At 59.4% G+C, this 15,975-nt stretch carries 15 protein-coding genes and 3 pseudogenes; 11 read left to right on the top strand and 7 right to left on the bottom strand.

The window, feature by feature from the left end:
- Nucleotides 1–188 (top strand): annotated as a pseudogene (locus CKO15_RS12000) (RNA-guided endonuclease TnpB family protein); the annotation flags it as partial.
- 216 nt (nt 189–404) lie between these two features.
- On the opposite strand, the gene CKO15_RS11995 reads toward CKO15_RS12000, so the two are convergent.
- Nucleotides 405–1,565 carry an OprO/OprP family phosphate-selective porin gene (locus tag CKO15_RS11995; RefSeq protein ID WP_200196586.1) on the bottom strand — a complete coding sequence of 387 codons (1,161 nt, stop codon included), beginning with the start codon at nt 1,563–1,565 and terminating at the stop codon, nt 405–407.
- Between the two features lie 366 nt (nt 1,566–1,931).
- Between CKO15_RS11995 and CKO15_RS11990 the strand changes: the two genes are divergently transcribed.
- From CKO15_RS11990 to CKO15_RS11960, 7 genes are all read left to right on the top strand, one after another.
- The gene (locus CKO15_RS11990; protein WP_200196584.1) at nt 1,932–2,726 is read left to right on the top strand and encodes a 3-deoxy-D-manno-octulosonic acid transferase; all 795 of its coding nucleotides are present in this window, start codon (nt 1,932–1,934) and stop codon (nt 2,724–2,726) included.
- Nucleotides 2,727–2,879: 153 nt separating this feature from the next.
- Complete coding sequence (pstB, locus tag CKO15_RS11985) at nt 2,880–3,698, top strand: phosphate ABC transporter ATP-binding protein PstB (protein ID WP_338036059.1); 819 nt, start codon at nt 2,880–2,882, stop codon at nt 3,696–3,698.
- A gap of 38 nt (nt 3,699–3,736) precedes the next feature.
- Nucleotides 3,737–4,459: a phosphate signaling complex protein PhoU gene (gene phoU, locus CKO15_RS11980; RefSeq protein ID WP_200196590.1), complete on the top strand. Its 723-nt coding sequence runs from the start codon at nt 3,737–3,739 to the stop codon at nt 4,457–4,459.
- A gap of 277 nt (nt 4,460–4,736) precedes the next feature.
- Entirely contained in the window at nt 4,737–5,603 is an 867-nt protein-coding gene (locus CKO15_RS11975; RefSeq protein WP_200196582.1) for a phosphate ABC transporter substrate-binding protein, read from the top strand.
- A gap of 120 nt (nt 5,604–5,723) precedes the next feature.
- Complete coding sequence (gene pstC, locus CKO15_RS11970; RefSeq protein ID WP_200196579.1) at nt 5,724–6,656, top strand: phosphate ABC transporter permease subunit PstC; 933 nt, start codon at nt 5,724–5,726, stop codon at nt 6,654–6,656.
- Nucleotides 6,657–6,766: 110 nt separating this feature from the next.
- Complete coding sequence (pstA, locus tag CKO15_RS11965) at nt 6,767–7,597, top strand: phosphate ABC transporter permease PstA (protein ID WP_200196576.1); 831 nt, start codon at nt 6,767–6,769, stop codon at nt 7,595–7,597.
- Between the two features lie 103 nt (nt 7,598–7,700).
- The gene (locus CKO15_RS11960; protein ID WP_200196574.1) at nt 7,701–9,635 is read left to right on the top strand and encodes a pyruvate kinase; all 1,935 of its coding nucleotides are present in this window, start codon (nt 7,701–7,703) and stop codon (nt 9,633–9,635) included.
- A gap of 207 nt (nt 9,636–9,842) precedes the next feature.
- Here CKO15_RS11960 and CKO15_RS11955 read toward each other — a convergent pair whose 3' ends face one another.
- Both CKO15_RS11955 and CKO15_RS11950 read right to left on the bottom strand, forming a co-directional pair.
- A complete protein-coding gene (locus CKO15_RS11955; RefSeq protein WP_200196571.1) occupies nt 9,843–10,142 on the bottom strand; it encodes a type II toxin-antitoxin system RelE/ParE family toxin in 300 nt (99 codons plus the stop codon).
- Nucleotides 10,143–10,412 (bottom strand): type II toxin-antitoxin system Phd/YefM family antitoxin, encoded by a 270-nt coding sequence (locus CKO15_RS11950; RefSeq protein WP_200196569.1) that lies wholly within the window; start codon nt 10,410–10,412, stop codon nt 10,143–10,145.
- A gap of 344 nt (nt 10,413–10,756) precedes the next feature.
- On the opposite strand from CKO15_RS11950, the gene CKO15_RS11945 reads away from it, so the two are divergent.
- From CKO15_RS11945 to CKO15_RS11935, 3 genes and pseudogenes are all read left to right on the top strand, one after another.
- Nucleotides 10,757–10,981: an antitoxin MazE family protein gene (locus CKO15_RS11945; protein WP_200196566.1), complete on the top strand. Its 225-nt coding sequence runs from the start codon at nt 10,757–10,759 to the stop codon at nt 10,979–10,981.
- A 14-nt stretch (nt 10,982–10,995) separates the two neighbouring features.
- On the top strand, nt 10,996–11,304 hold the full coding sequence (locus CKO15_RS11940; protein ID WP_476729767.1) for a type II toxin-antitoxin system PemK/MazF family toxin: 309 nt from the start codon (nt 10,996–10,998) through the stop codon (nt 11,302–11,304).
- A 33-nt stretch (nt 11,305–11,337) separates the two neighbouring features.
- Nucleotides 11,338–11,511: pseudogene (locus CKO15_RS11935) on the top strand (IS3 family transposase); the annotation flags it as partial.
- A gap of 32 nt (nt 11,512–11,543) precedes the next feature.
- Here CKO15_RS11935 and CKO15_RS11930 read toward each other — a convergent pair.
- The 4 genes and pseudogenes from CKO15_RS11930 to CKO15_RS11915 form a co-directional block, all read right to left on the bottom strand.
- The gene (locus CKO15_RS11930) at nt 11,544–12,470 is read right to left on the bottom strand and encodes a hypothetical protein (RefSeq protein WP_200196562.1); all 927 of its coding nucleotides are present in this window, start codon (nt 12,468–12,470) and stop codon (nt 11,544–11,546) included.
- Nucleotides 12,467–13,054 carry a DUF6932 family protein gene (locus tag CKO15_RS11925; RefSeq protein WP_200196559.1) on the bottom strand — a complete coding sequence of 196 codons (588 nt, stop codon included), beginning with the start codon at nt 13,052–13,054 and terminating at the stop codon, nt 12,467–12,469. Before CKO15_RS11925 ends, CKO15_RS11930 begins: the two co-directional genes overlap by 4 nt.
- Nucleotides 13,055–13,642: 588 nt before the next feature.
- Nucleotides 13,643–14,755 (bottom strand): annotated as a pseudogene (gene arsB / locus CKO15_RS11920) (ACR3 family arsenite efflux transporter).
- Nucleotides 14,752–15,975 (bottom strand): ArsA-related P-loop ATPase (locus CKO15_RS11915; protein ID WP_200196556.1); only part of this gene is annotated, 1,224 nt, incomplete at its 5' end. The gene CKO15_RS11915 and the pseudogene arsB, both read right to left, overlap by 4 nt.

Genomic DNA, 15,975 nt, shown 5'->3' with positions numbered 1-15,975 from the left:
TGCTAGCACGGTTGTTTGACCCGGATATTGAGCGGTTCACTCCGTTCAAGCGGGTCAAGGCGATCTTGCTGGAACGGACTGAGCGCCTCCGGTTGGGACTGCTCAACCAGGACTCCAGTTGCTCGCCCGGCCACACCCGGGTGCTATCAACGGAGAGCGAATCACCGAATGAGCACTTTCGAGTATGAAATTCGGAGCAGCACAATCATCCAGAAATCACTCTGGATCGGGGCCGGCCGGGGGCATTGTCCAGCAACCCGGCCGGCAGTAGATGCGCACTACAGATTTACAGATGCTGCTTAACCTAAGGATGCTGCAAACTACTGACGCTTATTGGCTCTCAGCGAACCAGGGGCCAGTGGCCAAAGCGCAGATCCCAAGGCCCCAGCCATTTGGCACGCTTCTTAGAAGGACCACTGGGCACGACCACCGACCAGCGTCGGGCTGTCGTCGTCGATCCCGTCACGATTGCTGACATCGGCAAAGACGACGTTGGCCATCATGCGCAGCCGCGAGCTGACGTAGTAGTTCACCCCGAGCACCAGGTTGGTGCGCTCGCCGCCGTTGAAGCCAGAGTCGTTCAGATCCATGAAACTGTAGCGCGCCGCAAGCTCCCAGGCCCCACTGGGGCTTGACGGGCTGATGCGCCCGAAGCCACCGGGTGAGTAGGGGCGGCTCTCACCTGTCAGGACGTAGGTGCCCTCGACGTAGAAGCCATCGAAAGTCGGGTCGACTCCCGCCTCGTTGTTATAGGTCGCTCGCAAGTACTCGGCGACCACTGAGAAGGGACCCGCTGCATAGACCGCCTCCACCCCGAGCTTAAGGCTATCCTCGACATCGCCCACCCTGATCCTATCTTCGTCGCCGTCAACGTCCACCGGGAACCGTGTACCGCCGCTACCATCACGCATTTCGGGCCGATCCCCCAAACTCACAGAGCGCGCCACGTCGTGGTCCTCGCGCACCACTGAGGCGCCTAAGTGCAGCCGCCCATTCGCTCCGATGTGCGGTGCGAAGTAGGCACGCCCGGCCAAGCCGATCGGCTGATCGCCGTCATCCGGAGCCCCACCGATCGAGCTGCCAAAGAACATCGTCTTAAAGCCGAAGGTATCGGCGTCGTGAGCGTAGGCGAGCCCCAAACGGCGCCCATCGGCGATGTTATTGGTCACCGCGGGCCGCTCCATCAACGAGATGGAGACCGAGCTGTTAAGCTCCTGGAAACCTTGCGGCACCTTGTACTGACCAATCCACAAGCGACCGCCCGTGGGTAGGCGATAGCGCAAGCGGAAGTCGTTGGGACTGACACTGGCACCGGCAAAGTCGACCTCAACCCGACCGTCCCAGCCTTCGGCCAACGCGCCGTTGACACCGATCCGCGCTCGGCGAACATTGAAACCGTCGACAAACTCGGTCTCGTCCTCGTTAATCATGTGGTAATCGACCATCAACCGCCCACGAATATCCATGTCGGGGTAGCTGGCGAAGACCGGCATACCGACACCGAGCCCGACCCCCAGAACGGCCGCCGTCGACAGATAGCGCGCGCAAGTGTTGATTCCTCTCATGCAGACAGCCTCCACGATCCACCAAAAGGGATTGGGCCCACTCGGCCCAATACTCGGCGCTCACTTTAGTGGGGCGTCGTTGCTGAAAGGTGACAGAGGGATGAACCAGGGGTGACTACCACGGTGCAGAGGAATACGCGCGTCATCAAACCGCAATCAGCGGCGCGCTATAGTCGCGGGTAAGTCACGGCTCACCGATGTCACGGACCCAAGCGCACCAGTACAGGTGCGCTACGACGTCGGTGAAGAACAAGAAGACGGGACGGCAGCGCGCGCAACCGCACAACAAACCCACGGCGGAGCGTCGCGCCCGGACCAAACAACGCGAGAGGACGTAATACAATGCAAATGCGGACGGATTCTATCATGACACACGAGTGGCACCGGGTGTTGCTGGCTCGCGAGCAGCGACCGCTGAGCCGCTACCGCCTAGCAGCAGAGGCGATTCGCGAGGGGCTTGGAGCAACGCGCAAAGTCTGTCTCGCAGGCGGTCTTCAACCGCACGAGATCGAACCCCTTATTGAGGTCGGCACGCGCTTGCGCTGCCACCACCCTCACCTGCTGCTGGTGCTGAGTCCTGCCCACGACTGCAGTAGCGGCGAGATCTATGCCCGCTGTCGCCACGCTGGCCTGCAGGTCGCGCGCCACAGCGACGGCGCTGGCTGCTCAGCCGAGGACGAAGTCTATCTGCTCGATACGACCGAGGAGCTCGGCCTCTTCTATGCGGCAAGCGATGCGGCCTTTGTCGGCTCCACGCTCGTCAACGATGGCCACCCCGATCCAACGCTGCCAGCCCGCGCGGGCCTACCCATGGTAGCCGGCCCTCACCGTGGGCGGCCTTACCTCGATGCGCAAACCCGCGCCCTAGCCCATCGCCTGGAACGGGGCGGCTCTCTGCGCCGTGGCAGCAACGTCGAACAGATTAGCGCCGCTCTCCACGACCTGCTCGTCGACGGCCAACTCGGCCGCGCCCTTGGCGAGTGCGCTCGCCGCATCGCCTGCCGGGCGCGAGGGGGAGAACCCGAGCAGGACGACGCCGCAACGCTGTCATCCTTCTGTAACCAAACCTTCAAGAAGCCGTCAGGTCAATCCCTCAGAATCGCAACCGCTGGGTGGCGAACCCAAACAGCGGTGGAGTGTAGTGTTGGTCTGGGCGCGTGAAGCCCCTGGGCTTTTTTTACGTTGGCTTCGTCGGTAGCAGCGTCGGTCAACTCTTCTAAGTTGTAGGAGGAGCGTTTGATGAGTTTGATGACCACAGAGGCGGCGACCGCACCGCCGCCGGACTCGCCCGAGTCGCCGCGGCTGACTCCTGCGATACCCAGCTTTACGCGCGGTGCGACAACACGGGCTGCGGGGAAGGCACCGCGAGAGGTTGGTGACGAGGTCTGCCTGAAGGTGGATGATCTCAAGCTGTGGTACGGCAAAGATCAGGTGCTGAAAGGGATCGATATGCGGATCCCGTGCCGGCAGATCACCGCCTTTATCGGCCCCTCGGGCTGCGGCAAGTCGACACTGCTGCGCTGCTTCAATCGCATGAACGATCTTGTTAATGGCTGCCGGATTGAGGGATGCATCTGCCTTGATGGTGAGGATATCTACTCGCGCCAGGTCGATGTGCCGGAGCTGCGGCGGCGAATCGGTATGGTCTTCCAAAAGCCGAACCCCTTTCCCAAGACGATTTACGAGAACGTTGCCTACGGCTTACGGCTCCAAGGGGTGCGCAACCGTCGCGCGTTGAACGAAGCGGTGGAGCGTTCGTTGCGCCGCGCGGCGCTGTGGGACGAGGTCAAAGATCGGCTGCATGAGAACGCCTTTGGCCTCTCCGGCGGCCAACAGCAGCGGCTTGTGATCGCTCGGGCAATTGCAGTTGAGCCGGATGTGCTGCTCCTTGACGAACCGGCCTCGGCACTCGATCCGTTGGCGACCCTCAAGATCGAAGAGTTGATGCTTGAGCTCAAGGATCAATACACGATTGTCATTGTCACGCATAATATGCAGCAGGCGGCTCGTGTCTCTGACTTTACCGCGTTTCTCTACATGGGCGAGCTGATTGAATTCGCCGATACCGATACGCTGTTCACCACCCCTGCCAATAAGCAGACCGAAGATTACATCACCGGCCGTTACGGCTAAGGAGCAGGAGCTTCGCTATGAGCAGCAGCCAAGAGTCAATGGAGAAGAATTTCTTCAAGCAGCACATCTCGCAGCGCTTCAATGTCGAGCTTGAGGAGATTCACCGTAAGGTGATGGTGATGGGCGGGCTGGTGGAGGAGCAGCTGAGCGAGGCCATCAAGGCCATGGCCGAGGGGCGGATGGAACTCGCCGAGAAGGTGGTGATCAGCGACTATAAGGTCAACGCCCTGGAGGTGCAGCTCGATGAGGAGTGCACCCAGATACTAGTGCGCCGCCAGCCGACGGCCTCTGACTTGCGGCTGGTGGTGGCGGTGATCAAGACCATCACCGATCTTGAGCGCATCGGCGATGAGGCCGAACGGATCGGACGGATGGCGCTGCACTTTCTCGAGTTGGACCGCAAGACCGGACCGATCCAAGAACTCGGCGAGTTGGGCGCGCACGTCTGCTCCATGCTGCACTCAGCCCTTGATGCCTTCGCCCGCATGGATGTCGAGCAGGCGGTGCGGGTCGCTCAGCAAGATATCCACGCCGACAGCCAATACGAAGTCATCGTGCACCGGCTGATGGATCAAATGATGAACTATCCGGAGACGATCCCGCGGGCCATGGATGTGGTCTGGACTGCCCGCTCCCTAGAGCGGGTCGGCGACCGAGCGCGCAACATTTGCGAGTATGTCGTCTACTTCGTGCGGGGGAAGAACGTCCGCCACACCAGTTATGAGCAGATGGCCCGCGAGGCGACCGGCGATCGCCGTTGATCCGTTGATCCGTTGATCCGTTGATCCATTGACTGCTTGACCGGGAAACTACAAAAGCCATTCGGCTTGACTGCTCTACCGCGGTCGCGCCCACTGCGCCGCCAGATAAGCCCTAGCTCGACCAGTGACATGGTGCAGCGGGCAGCTTGTCTGTGCCTCTTCCGAATTTGGCTTGTAAAAGATCTGCAACAAAGCAGAAACATCGCCGCAAGACATTCCTCGTACGATGTTATCCGTCGCGTCTTGATGCCAGATTGCTGGTTGATTGAAGCGATTCATGGCGATCAATCAGATCTTTACCGTCGATCGGGAGCAGAAAATGATTAAGTCAGCAAAATTGGCTGTGGTGGCGGCAGTCGGAATGGGCCTTTGCGTCGGTTCGATCACCGCTGAAGCTCGCAGCCAAATCAGCATCAACGGCTCAACCACCAACCTTCCCATCTTGCAAGAAGCAACCGAGATGTATACCGAGAGGTATGGCACCAACTTCTCGGTCGCCGGCACCGGTTCTGGCAACGGCATCCGCGCCGTTATCGACAGCATGACCGACATTGGTATGTCGTCGCGCTGGATCCGTGATAGCGAAGTCCAGCAAGCTTTCGACAACGGCGTATACGTCGTTCCATTTGCGATCGCCCTCGACGGCATTATCCCGGTGGTCCACCCTGACAATCCTGTCAAAGAACTGACCAGTGAGCAGCTGCGCGGCATCTACAACGGCAGCATCACCAACTGGAGTGAGTTGGGTGGCCGGGACCGTCGCATCGTGTCGATCTCGCGTGACTCCTCTTCCGGTACTTATGGTGTGTGGGTCGAACGCGTACTCAAGGGCGATCGGGTCAGTGGCCGCACCCAGCTGCTGGCGTCCAATGGCGCCATCGTTTCGGCTGTCTCTGAAAACCGCGATGCCATTGGCTATGTTGGTGTCGGTTACCTCACTGGCCGCCTGCAGCCGATCACCCTAGATGGGATCGTGCCGACCAATGACAATATCCAGACGGGAGACTGGCCGATTGCCCGCACACTGTGGGTCTTCACCAACAATTGGCCGACCGGCGAAACGCTGCGTTTTATCAACTTCCTGCTGCACCCTGAGCGTGGGCAAAAGGCCGTTGAGCGCACCGGGTATGTGCCACTCTATTGAGCCGGCCTGTTTGGTTGGAGTGTCGTCAGCGCAGGCGCCAAATTGGAGCCTGCGCTTTTTCTTCCTTTTGTCGTGCACTCATGAACTCACACTGGGCAGTGGTTAGCGAGGTAATATCCGATGTCGGCAGTTGAGCATCGCGTAGCAACGGCGAAGACGATCCGGGCACGTGGTCTGATAACCAATCGCACGATCGACCTGATCGTTCATATCATCTTCTTGTTGATCGGCGCGAGCGGCATCATCCTTTTGGCTCTTATCGCCCTCTTCCTGATGATGGAAGGGCTGCCCATCTTCGAGAAAATCTCGTTCTGGGACTTTATAACCGGCACGGAGTGGTACCCGACCTACGTTCCACCCGATTACGGCATACTGCCGATGATTGCTGGAACCGCCAGCGTAGTAGCGCTCTCGGCACTGTTTGCCATTCCACTCGGAATCGGCACCGCGCTCTATCTTGCCGAAATTGCACCGTCGCAGGTTCGATCGGTGGTCAAGCCCGTTATCGAGCTGATTGAAGGGCTGCCGACGGTTGTCATCGGCTTCTTCGGCATGGTGGTCGTAGCTCCCTGGATGCAGAATACCTTAGGCATCTCCACCGGCCTGAATGTGTTGAACGCTGCCATCATGCTCGCATTCATGTCGGTTCCGACGATCGCCAGTATTGCCGAGGACGCCATCTACAGCGTACCCAAATCCATGCGCGAAGGCGCCCTTGCGCTTGGCGCAACGAGGTGGGAAACCATCTATTCAGTCGTCTTTCCCGCATCGCTTACAGGCATCAGTACGGCCGTTGTTCTCGGACTTGCGCGGGCGATTGGCGAGACCATGGTGGTGCTGATGGTTGCCGGCGGCGCGGCCATTATCCCAGAGTCCATTTTCGATCCGGTTCGGCCCATGCCCGCCAATATTGCTGCGGAAATGGGGAATGCTCCGTTCAGAGGAGAGCACTATCACGCACTCTTTGCCATCGGGCTGATACTGTTTTTCATTACCTTCATGTTCAATGCTGTAGCCACGTACTTCGCCAACAAGTACCGGCAGTTCGAATAGCCCTGTGTTCTGCTCAGGTCAATTCGCTTTTGCATTTGTCTTCTTGAATGGAGCCCGACGTGACTGACCACTCATCCAGAAACAAAGTCCGGCGAGTCACGCAGAGAACCATGTTCACTCTGCTCAGCCTGACCGCGCTGATCAACGTTCTGGCCTTGGTTGCGTTCCTTTTGTTCATCGCAATTAACGGCATTCAGGCGATCAGCTGGTCGTTTATCACTGAAATGCCGCGTGCCTCGATGACTCAAGGCGGCATCCTGCCAACTATTGTCGGCACCGTCTACCTAGCTATTGGCGCGGTTCTTTTCGCTTTTCCGATCGGAGTTTGCACCGCCATCTACCTCAACGAATTTGCCAAGGATGGTTTTTGGGTTCGCCTCATCCGCCAGGGCGTCGTCAACCTGGCTGGCGTGCCGTCTGTTGTATACGGCCTCTTCGGACTTGCCTTTTTTGTCATCATCCTCGGCATGGGGGTCAGCTTGATCGCCGGCGCCTTGACGTTGGCAGCGTTTATCCTTCCGCTGGTCATTGCCTCCGCCGAAGAATCTTTGCGGGCCGTTCCGCAAAATGTTCGCGAAGCTTCGCTGGCGCTTGGGGCGACAAAATGGCAGACGATTTTCAAGATCGTTCTGCCGACCGCCTTTGCCAGCATGCTGACTGGACTGATTCTTGGCCTGAGCCGCGCGGCAGGCGAAACAGCCCCCATCATGTTCACAGCCGCGGTCTTTTCCACGGCACAGTTGCCGTCATCGATCTTCGACGAAGTGATGGCCATGCCGTATCACATCTACGTTCTGGCGACTGCTGGAACCAACATTGAAGAGACTAGGCCGCTGCAATACGGAACCGCGCTACTACTTCTGATGATCGTCGTGATCCTAAATCTGTCGGCTATTTTGCTTCGCAACCGTCTGCAGAAGAGGTTCAAGCGCTATAACTAACGGCTGGAAATTGCGACCAAAACAAGGAGACCTTGCACAAAATACGCAAGGGCGTAGGCGCTAAATCATTGCTTTGGTGTGATTTTCGGCAGAGGGGACAGTAATGAGATCGGATGTGCAGGGGCAGCTGGAGTCTGGTGACTCCGTGCAACTTCTTGAGGCGTTGCTCGCGCTGCGCGAGCGTGTTGTCTGTGGCGCCGAGGCGCGCCTAGCACGCTTCGCGGACGCCTTTCCTGGCGGGGTCGTAACTCCGAGTGCAGAGAATCTGGCGCACTACCTGGCGCTGCGCAACGAAGACGTCCGGCCATTGCAACCGCTGCTGCTTCGCCACGGCCTCTCGTCACTGGGACGCAGTGAAGCGCACCTCCTGGCCGCCTTAGATCGGGTGATCGAGGTGTTGTGTGCCTTGACCGATCGCGAACCGCCGCCACCGGCCGTGCGGGGGCCGGGATTCGTGATGGGCGCGCAGGCGCTAGCCAATCACACGCTGGCGCTTTTCGGTCGCCCGCCGCTGCATCGCGAGGTGCGTATCATGGTGACGCTGCCGAGGGCAGCGGCGGATGATCCGCAGTTGATCGATACGCTGGTGGCCGCAGGCATGGACTGCGCTCGCATCAACTGCGCACACGACGACCGCACGACGTGGCTGCGCATGGTGCAGCGTGTGCGCACAGCTGAGGCAAAACACGGCGTGCGCTGCCGGGTGCTGATGGATTTACCCGGACATAAGGTACGAACCGGTCCGCTGGCCGAGCGACTGCCCGTGGTCCGCCTGCGCCCCGAACGCAACGTGTACGGTCAAGTCATTGCACCGGCGCTCGTCGAGCTCGTTGCCTCTACCGCAGCGGGGTTGGACGACAACGAGTTGCCGGAGGCACCCAATCGGCATACCGGCACCTCCATCCGATTACAACTTCCCGAAGCGGTCCTCACGGTCCTCCACGCCGGTGATCGGTTGCGATTTCTCGACGCCCGCGGCAAGCAGCGCCAGATCCGCATTGAGCGGCCCCGCCCCAGTGGCGGTTTTATCGGACAGAGCGACCAATCGGCCTACGTCACGCCGCATACGAGTTTTGTCGCCGAGCGCCGCGATCACCAGCGCGGCGGCTGGCGCATGGTTGCTGAGAAGTTCCTGGCTGCCAACTTTGCCATCCAGCCCGTCGAGATCCGCCTCTATGAAGGCGACCAGCTGTTGCTGATGCGCTCGCCGGGCTGTGGCGAGCCGGAACAGCGGGATCAGCGTGGAGCGCTGGTGAGCCCGGCCCGCATCGCCTGCTCCCATCCGCAGGTGATTTCCCGCCTGCTGCCCGGGCACGAGGTGTGGATCGACGACGGCAAGCTCGGCGGCGTGATTGAGCGCGTCGATGAAAATGGAGCGCTGCTTACGATTCGTTACAGCCGCCCTAGCGGGGTGCGCTTACAAGCCGATAAGGGGCTAAACTTTCCAGGCGTTGATCTCGGTTTGCCGCCGTTGAGCCGCAGCGACCTCGCTGATCTCGACTTCGTCATCGAACACGCCGACCTGATCGGTTACTCCTTCGTCGAGAGCCGTGCCGACATGGAAGCGCTCAGCCAGGCACTGAGCGAACGCGGCGCGACCGATATGGGGATCATCGCCAAGATCGAGACCCGCCGGGCGGTTGAGAACCTCAGCGAGATCATCCTGAGCACGATCGGACGCCACCGCCTCGGTGTGATGATTGCGCGGGGCGATTTGGCGGTCGAGATCGGCGGTGAACGCCTAGCAGAGATCCAGGAGGAGCTCTTGTGGCTCTGCGAGGCGGCCCACGTGCCGGTGATCTGGGCCACCCAAGTGCTAGAGACGTTGGCTAAGAAGGGGGTAGTATCGCGCCCCGAACTGACCGATGCCGCGATGGCCGGTCGCGCCGAGTGCGTCATGCTGAACAAAGGCCCCTACATTGAACGGGCCGTGCGGACACTCGATGGCATCTTACTGCGTATGCAGGAGCATCAGCGGAAGAAGACACCGCGCCTGCGGGCACTGCGCCTGGCGCGCAGTGACGACGTTGCTGCTTGATCTCCGCCCCACTCTCTGTGGCCCTCCGGTTACAGCGGCAACAGGGCGAACGAGTGTGGGCGAAGAGCGTGCTTAATGGTGTAGCGGTCGATGTACTCGCCGAAGATGTCGTGGGTGCACTTCTTGTCACCCAGGATGATGGGCGTGCGGTGAAGCCGATGCGGGCCGCGTTAGGCAGGGCGCGCATTCCAAGGCGTCATGACCCCTTTACGTTTCTTCATCGAGGAGCAATAGCAACCTCCCGCTTCTCCAGACCCGAACCAGATTCACCGATGATTCATTCCTCAGGTAAACCACGCGAAATGGTGGATGAATAATTTCCCGGATGCGGCCTTGATCAAACTCGGGGACCTTTCTGCCTGAGTCCGGGTGATCACGCAGCCTTTGCAAATTATTCAATATGGCATTTACAAACTTCTGGCCAATGTCCGGCGCACCCTGCTCCAGGTAATAAGTTTTAATCTCCTGGAGATCACTCAGGGCAGAGCGGGAGATGATGATCTTCACTTACTCTGCACCAAGTATTTTCTTCGCTTCAGCCAGCGTAACGGTATTGCCTTCCCGAAGGTCAGCCAGCCCCTGGGCCACAGCCTTAATGAACCGCAGCTCTTCGACAGTTTTCTCGTAATCATCGAGGCATTGAACTACAGCAACACCTCTGCCTCTACTAGTTAGCAGGATCGGTCTGTGCGTATCGTTTACCCGGCTTACGACTTTACCTGGGTTGACCTTAAGGTCGGACAGGGGAATGACATCCTCTGAAAATTTCGTTTGCATGCTAACACCCTCGCTGGATGCAGGGCTATTGATAGCACCTGTCTATAGGTGCTGTCAAGAAGTCTTTTCTCGTATGCTGCACGTCGTTCCTCAAGAAAGATAACGTCCGCAACACGGGCGGCCACGGATTGGAGGCGAAGACGCAAAGCAGTAGACGTCCCCGTGAATGGCTTTGTTAGGCATCTACTCTCTCGACTGCACTTTAAGGCCTTAGAGGTTTGATATAGTTAAAAAAGATGGCAAACTCCGGCGTGCTCAATCTTGACAGGCCATTACCAATTGTTGTTGCATGTAACTTGCGGGCAGCGCACCATGTTACATGCAACTTGACTGGAGGCTTGGAAATGGCAACAGCACACGTTAATCAGCGAGTTCAGAAGCACCGCGATGCACTGCGCATGGCGGGGCTTCGTCCGGTTCAAATCTGGGTACCGGACACGCGCCGCCCCGGCTTCGCGGATGAGTGTCGCCGCCAATGCCTGCTTGTGGCTCAGGCCGACATTGCCGACACCGCCATGCAGCAGCTCATGGATGAAGCCTTGGCAGACGTGGACGGCTGGACGGAATAGTGTGCGGCGACCTGGTGACCATCGCGATGCAGGGCGACTTTGGCAAGCCACGTCCTGCGCTTGTGGTTCAGGCCAACCACTTCAGCGAGCACGGCAGTGTTACCGTTCTGCCCATCACCAGCACGCTCGTTGCCGCACCGTTGCTGCGTGTCACAGTTCAGCCAAGTGCAGAGAACGGCTTGCAGAAACCATCGCAGGTGATGGTGGACAAGACCATGACGGTGAAACGCGACAAAGTAGGTCCAGCCTTCGGGCACATCGACCCGGATGCACTGGTGGAGGTTGAGCGTTGCTTGGCCGTCTTCTTAGGGATTGCGAAATGATTTCGAACCTGCGCCCCCTGCCTTCGGAGGCCATCGCTCACCCGCTCGCCGAAGGTTGAGGCATTGCACGGCGAGTCATTTCCAGCGCGGGCCGCGATGCGCCAGGCCGTCTTCGAGTACATCGAGGGCTACTACAACCGCCAGCGTCTTCATAGCACCCTGGGCTACCTATCCCCGGAGGACTATGAGGCCCGGCTCAATAGCTAGCACCGTGTCCACGTTGGCTGGGCAACACCAGATCATCCCAACGACTGATCTACTGGCCATGAAGGCACTTCCAACAGCTTGTAGCGGGGTTTGCCTTGGCCGGCCCGGGTTACCAGCATCTTCGCCTTGACTGCTTGGCCACGATGGTCATTGATGGAATCCGGGGATTCAACTCCTGGCCCTATCTTGGCCGTCAGCCAGTCCCCGCTTCCTTCAATTTGAAATTCGCAACTTCCCCGATGCGGGAGGGCACCGCCAAATATGACTGATAGCTCCTGCTCGCTTTCGGATAGATACTCCGTGCTCAGTCGGTCGAGGCTACGTTTGACCTGGCCGGAATCCTTGAAATGAAATGATCTTTCAGCATGCTTGAGTGTACAAAACGCTTCGTTCTCATTGAGGACAACAACGAAGTCACGAATCTTGTTCAAAGCCCTCTGATCCATATCTGCGGCGGCTTCTGCTAGCTGTTCATCATCAATGCCTACACTTTTGTCTAGTAGGTTTCGGGTCGCCTCTAGGGCCCGGGAAACTGTGCTGCTCTCGTCAATTTCGAGCTGTGCAGACGATTCCTGTAGCTGAAAACCAAAGGAACCTCGTGCTGTACCGGTGATCATCATCTGGTATTGCTGACGATTTGGAACGGGACCGGTGGGAGCCAGGGTTGCATGCAAGGAAGCACCGACTGCAATGATTGCCTCGGAAAAGGAGGACAATGCCTTGGCAGCAAAATCGGCAACAACACCGTCCGACCCAGTGACCGGGCGCCCACTAAAAGTCAGCACTGCACGAGCAGGCACCTGCTCAAAGGGAGCCGCATTATTGAGGTGTTCCTGGACGACGTTCAAGCGGGCTTCTACGCTAGCCCGGTCCAGGACATCTTCCTGGGGAATCTTTTCAAGCATTAATTGAAGGCTGTTGAACTCGGCCTCAAGGGCAAGTCGCTCTTTATGGTTCATTGAGAGCCCTCCTGATCCATGAGCCTGTTAAGATGCTCTCTGGCAGATGGATCCGGAAAAAGTGAAACCTGGACAAAGCCTTTCCATGTCTCATCTCTGCGATGTGACCATATGCTGTACCAATAGGACGACCGTTCGACCAACCTGTCAGGAGGAATAACATTCATGGGCACGAAATACGCATCAACGTGGTAGTGTTCCTTGATCGCAGCACGTGCATCGGGATGCATTCCGACAACGTCATTGAATTGACCCAGAATCTCCTTCTGATTTGCCGCATCAGGAAATTCAATAAAGCTGACAACATCGATATCATTCGGAGGCCGCATTTCAAGCGCTTCGATATCTTCCAAATAGCTTCCATCCAGCCACTGGAATCCCCGGGTTAACCCGACATCATGCAGGCCCTGGCGATAGCGCAGCAAACCATCAAGGATCCTGATGCGCTCCTGTGAAGTGCCGAAGCGCTGGACGAGATCAATCAGCGACGCCTGATAGGGAGAGCGCGTTGTGGATGTCGGGTTATGGGCATCCAGCGGCGGCAAAGCCCCTTCCGCCGTCCAGTCGGGGATCGATACGTTCATGAATTGCCTTCCCTGTCTCTGTGGTTTGGATCTGTCCGTTCATGATACCCCCCTCGTCGGCCAAGTGTCATGCGGGGGTTGACGATCAGCAGCGCTGGAAATCGGGGAGTTGGATCTTGCCGGTGGTGATGTCCTTGAGCAGTTCTGGGAGAGAACGCTTGGTGCTGTCGAAGGTGGTCATGGACGGCTACGTGAATTAATCCATAGCGCCCAGAAATTTGGATCAAGACCGTCCCCTACCCTGCTGACTATTACGGGAACCTCTAAAAACCTCAGCTCCAGCACACACTATCAATGGGTTAGTAGGCTAAAGGCGGGGTTTTTAGAGGTGCCCTTACGTCAACACAGTTTGCTTCCTCTAAAGAGCCATCAACCACACATGATGTACCGGGATATCCTGTTCTTACCGTGGACAAGACCATGACGGTGAAACGCGACAAAGTAGCAAAGTAGCAAAGTAGCAAAGTAGGGCCAGCCTTCGGGCACATCGACCCGGATGCACTGGTGGAGGTTGAGCGTTGCTTGGCCGTCTTCTTAGGGATTGCGAAATGATTTCGAACCTGCGCCCCTGCCTTCGGAGGTCATCGCTCACCCGCTCGCCGTCGGCGCCAGCCCCGGTTGAGTCTCCTCCGGGAACCAGTGTTTCGTCCGGTTGGCGATGCGCACCAGTGCGAGCATCAGTGGCACCTCCACCAACACACCCACCACGGTAGCTAAGGCGGCCCCCGACTGCAGACCGAATAGCGCAATGGCGGCGGCGACGGCCAGCTCGAAGAAGTTGCTCGCTCCGATCATAGCACCGGGGGCGGCCACCGAGTGCTGCACCCGCCACGCTTTGGCCCACCGGTAGGCGATGAAGAAGATCAGGAACGTCTGAACGATCAGCGGGATGGCGATCAGCACGATGTGCAACGGGTTGTTCAGGATGACTTCGCCTTGGAAGGCGAAGAGCAGGATCAGGGTCAGAATCAACCCAATCGGGGTCACCGGCGCCAAGCGCTTCATAAAGACGCTGTCGAACCACTCCACGCCCTTATGGCGGATGAGCTACACCCGCGTCAGGTAGCCGGCGGTCAGCGGGATGACGATGTAGAGGAAGACCGAGAGCGCCACGGTATCCCACGGCACTTGGATATCGGAGATGCCGAGCAGCAGCACCACGATGGGGGCGAAGGCGAAGAGCATGATGATGTCGTTCACCGACACCTGCACCAGGGTGTAGGCGGCATCGCCCCGAGTCAGGTGGCTCCAGACGAAGACCATCGCCGTGCAGGGTGCTGCACCCAACAGGATCGCCCCGGCCAGGTACTCCCGGGCCAGATCCTCGGGGATAAAGGGCTGAAAGAGCACCAGCAGAAAGAACCAAGCGATGGCGAACATGGTGAACGGCTTGATCAGCCAGTTCACCGTAGTGGTGATCACCAGCCCCTTCGGTTGCCGGCGCACCCCCAGGATGGAGCTGAAGTCGATCTGCACCATCATCGGGTAGATCATGGCCCAGATGAGGATGGCCACCGGGATGGAGACCTGCGCATACTCAAACTGCGCCAGCGTATCCGGCACCACGGGCAGGAACTGCCCAAGGAGCACACCGGCGATCATCCCGAGCGCCACCCAGATGGTTAGGTAGCGCTCAAAGAGGCCCATGCCCTCCTTGGTGGAGGGCGCGTCGTCGGTTGCTGCGCGCTGCGTCTCGCTCATGAGTGCTCCTCGCTCCACGGTTCGATAACCAGCCGGTTGTGGTGCTCCGCCAGAATCTCCCGCAGATAGCGCGCCTCATGCACCTGACGAGCGCGCAGCACCGGATCGGTGACAGCCAGCGGGGTCAGTGACTGATTGGCGATCCAAGCAGCCGGTTCAATGCCGGCGCGGCGCAGATCGGCCTGCAGGGCGGCCGCCTCGTGTACCGGAGTGGCCTCCGGCAGGGTGCAGAGCAGCATGCGGGTGTAGTGCGGGTCGCGCAGGCGCGGCAACAACTGCTCCACCTCCGGAGCGACACCGTGGCTCTGGCGGCCCAGCTCCCGGTGGTAGGCCTGGGCTGCGTCCAGCAGCAGGATGGTATGGCCGGTGGGGGCCGTATCCAGCACCACAATCTCATCCTCAGCCCGAGCAACGGTGCGGGCGAAGGCTTGGAAGACCGCGATCTCCTCCGTGCATGGGGAGCGCAGATCCTCCTCCAGTAATTTGCGCCCCTCCGCGTCCATATCCGCCCCGGCGGTGGCCATGACGTCGGCACGGTAGCGCTCGGTCTCGGCGCGGGGGTCGATCCGCCCGATGGTCAGTCCGGCGGGCAGCTCGCCCCCCACCGCTGATGCCACGTGGGCGGCCGGATCGGTGGTGGTCAGGTGCACGGAGTGCCCGCGCGCGGCGAGCGCTACAGCGATGCGGGCGGCTAGGGTGGTCTTGCCGACGCCCCCTTTGCCCAGCGTCATGACGGCACCGCGGCCGTCCCGTTCCAAGCTGTCGATCAGCCGCTCGAAGCTTTCGGCCTCGGGAGTGGTGGCCGGCTCCTCCACGCACGACTCTGCAGCATCCTCACTACCGAGGAGCAGTCGCAGACCGGCGAGCCCCATGGGTGCGCGGGCACGCAAGGGGCGCTCGCTGCGCGGCAGCCCCGCAAGAGCGTCCGGCATGGCCGCCAGCGCCCGCTGACCCCGCGCTTCCAAGGCGCACGCCACCGGGTCGCTGTCATCGCTGGCGCGGAACAGGCCGTTGATCACCAGATGCTGATTACCCACACCGAGCGCCCGCAGCTCGTCGCTGGAGTGGGACGCCTCATCAAGAGCGCTCTTCTCGGGGCGGCTGACCAGGACGAGTGTGGTGCGTGCGCCATCGGCCAAGGCGGCAACGGCACCGGCGTAAGTCTCCTTCTGAGCTGCGAGCCCTTCTAGGGGGCCGAGGCAGGAGGTCCCGGAGGTGTT

It is taken from the genome of Halorhodospira abdelmalekii (assembly GCF_016583625.1).
GTDB lineage: Bacteria > Pseudomonadota > Gammaproteobacteria > Nitrococcales > Halorhodospiraceae > Halorhodospira > Halorhodospira abdelmalekii.
Note: the sequence above shows the minus strand (reverse complement) of the source record. Positions and strands in the feature narration are given on the sequence as shown.

Excerpts from the sequence above, each read along its gene's own strand:
- CKO15_RS11995 (WP_200196586.1), bottom strand. The coding sequence starts at position 1,565 with ATGAGAGGAATCAACACTTGCGCGCGCTATCTGTCGACGGCGGCCGTT.
- CKO15_RS11990 (WP_200196584.1), top strand. The coding sequence starts at position 1,932 with ATGACACACGAGTGGCACCGGGTGTTGCTGGCTCGCGAGCAGCGACCG.
- phoU (WP_200196590.1), top strand. The coding sequence starts at position 3,737 with ATGGAGAAGAATTTCTTCAAGCAGCACATCTCGCAGCGCTTCAATGTC.
- CKO15_RS11975 (WP_200196582.1), top strand. The coding sequence starts at position 4,737 with ATGGCGATCAATCAGATCTTTACCGTCGATCGGGAGCAGAAAATGATT.
- pstC (WP_200196579.1), top strand. The coding sequence starts at position 5,724 with ATGTCGGCAGTTGAGCATCGCGTAGCAACGGCGAAGACGATCCGGGCA.
- pstA (WP_200196576.1), top strand. The coding sequence starts at position 6,767 with ATGTTCACTCTGCTCAGCCTGACCGCGCTGATCAACGTTCTGGCCTTG.
- CKO15_RS11960 (WP_200196574.1), top strand. The coding sequence starts at position 7,701 with ATGAGATCGGATGTGCAGGGGCAGCTGGAGTCTGGTGACTCCGTGCAA.
- CKO15_RS11950 (WP_200196569.1), bottom strand. The coding sequence starts at position 10,412 with ATGCAAACGAAATTTTCAGAGGATGTCATTCCCCTGTCCGACCTTAAG.
- CKO15_RS11945 (WP_200196566.1), top strand. The coding sequence starts at position 10,757 with ATGGCAACAGCACACGTTAATCAGCGAGTTCAGAAGCACCGCGATGCA.
- CKO15_RS11930 (WP_200196562.1), bottom strand. The coding sequence starts at position 12,470 with ATGAACCATAAAGAGCGACTTGCCCTTGAGGCCGAGTTCAACAGCCTT.
- CKO15_RS11925 (WP_200196559.1), bottom strand. The coding sequence starts at position 13,054 with ATGAACGTATCGATCCCCGACTGGACGGCGGAAGGGGCTTTGCCGCCG.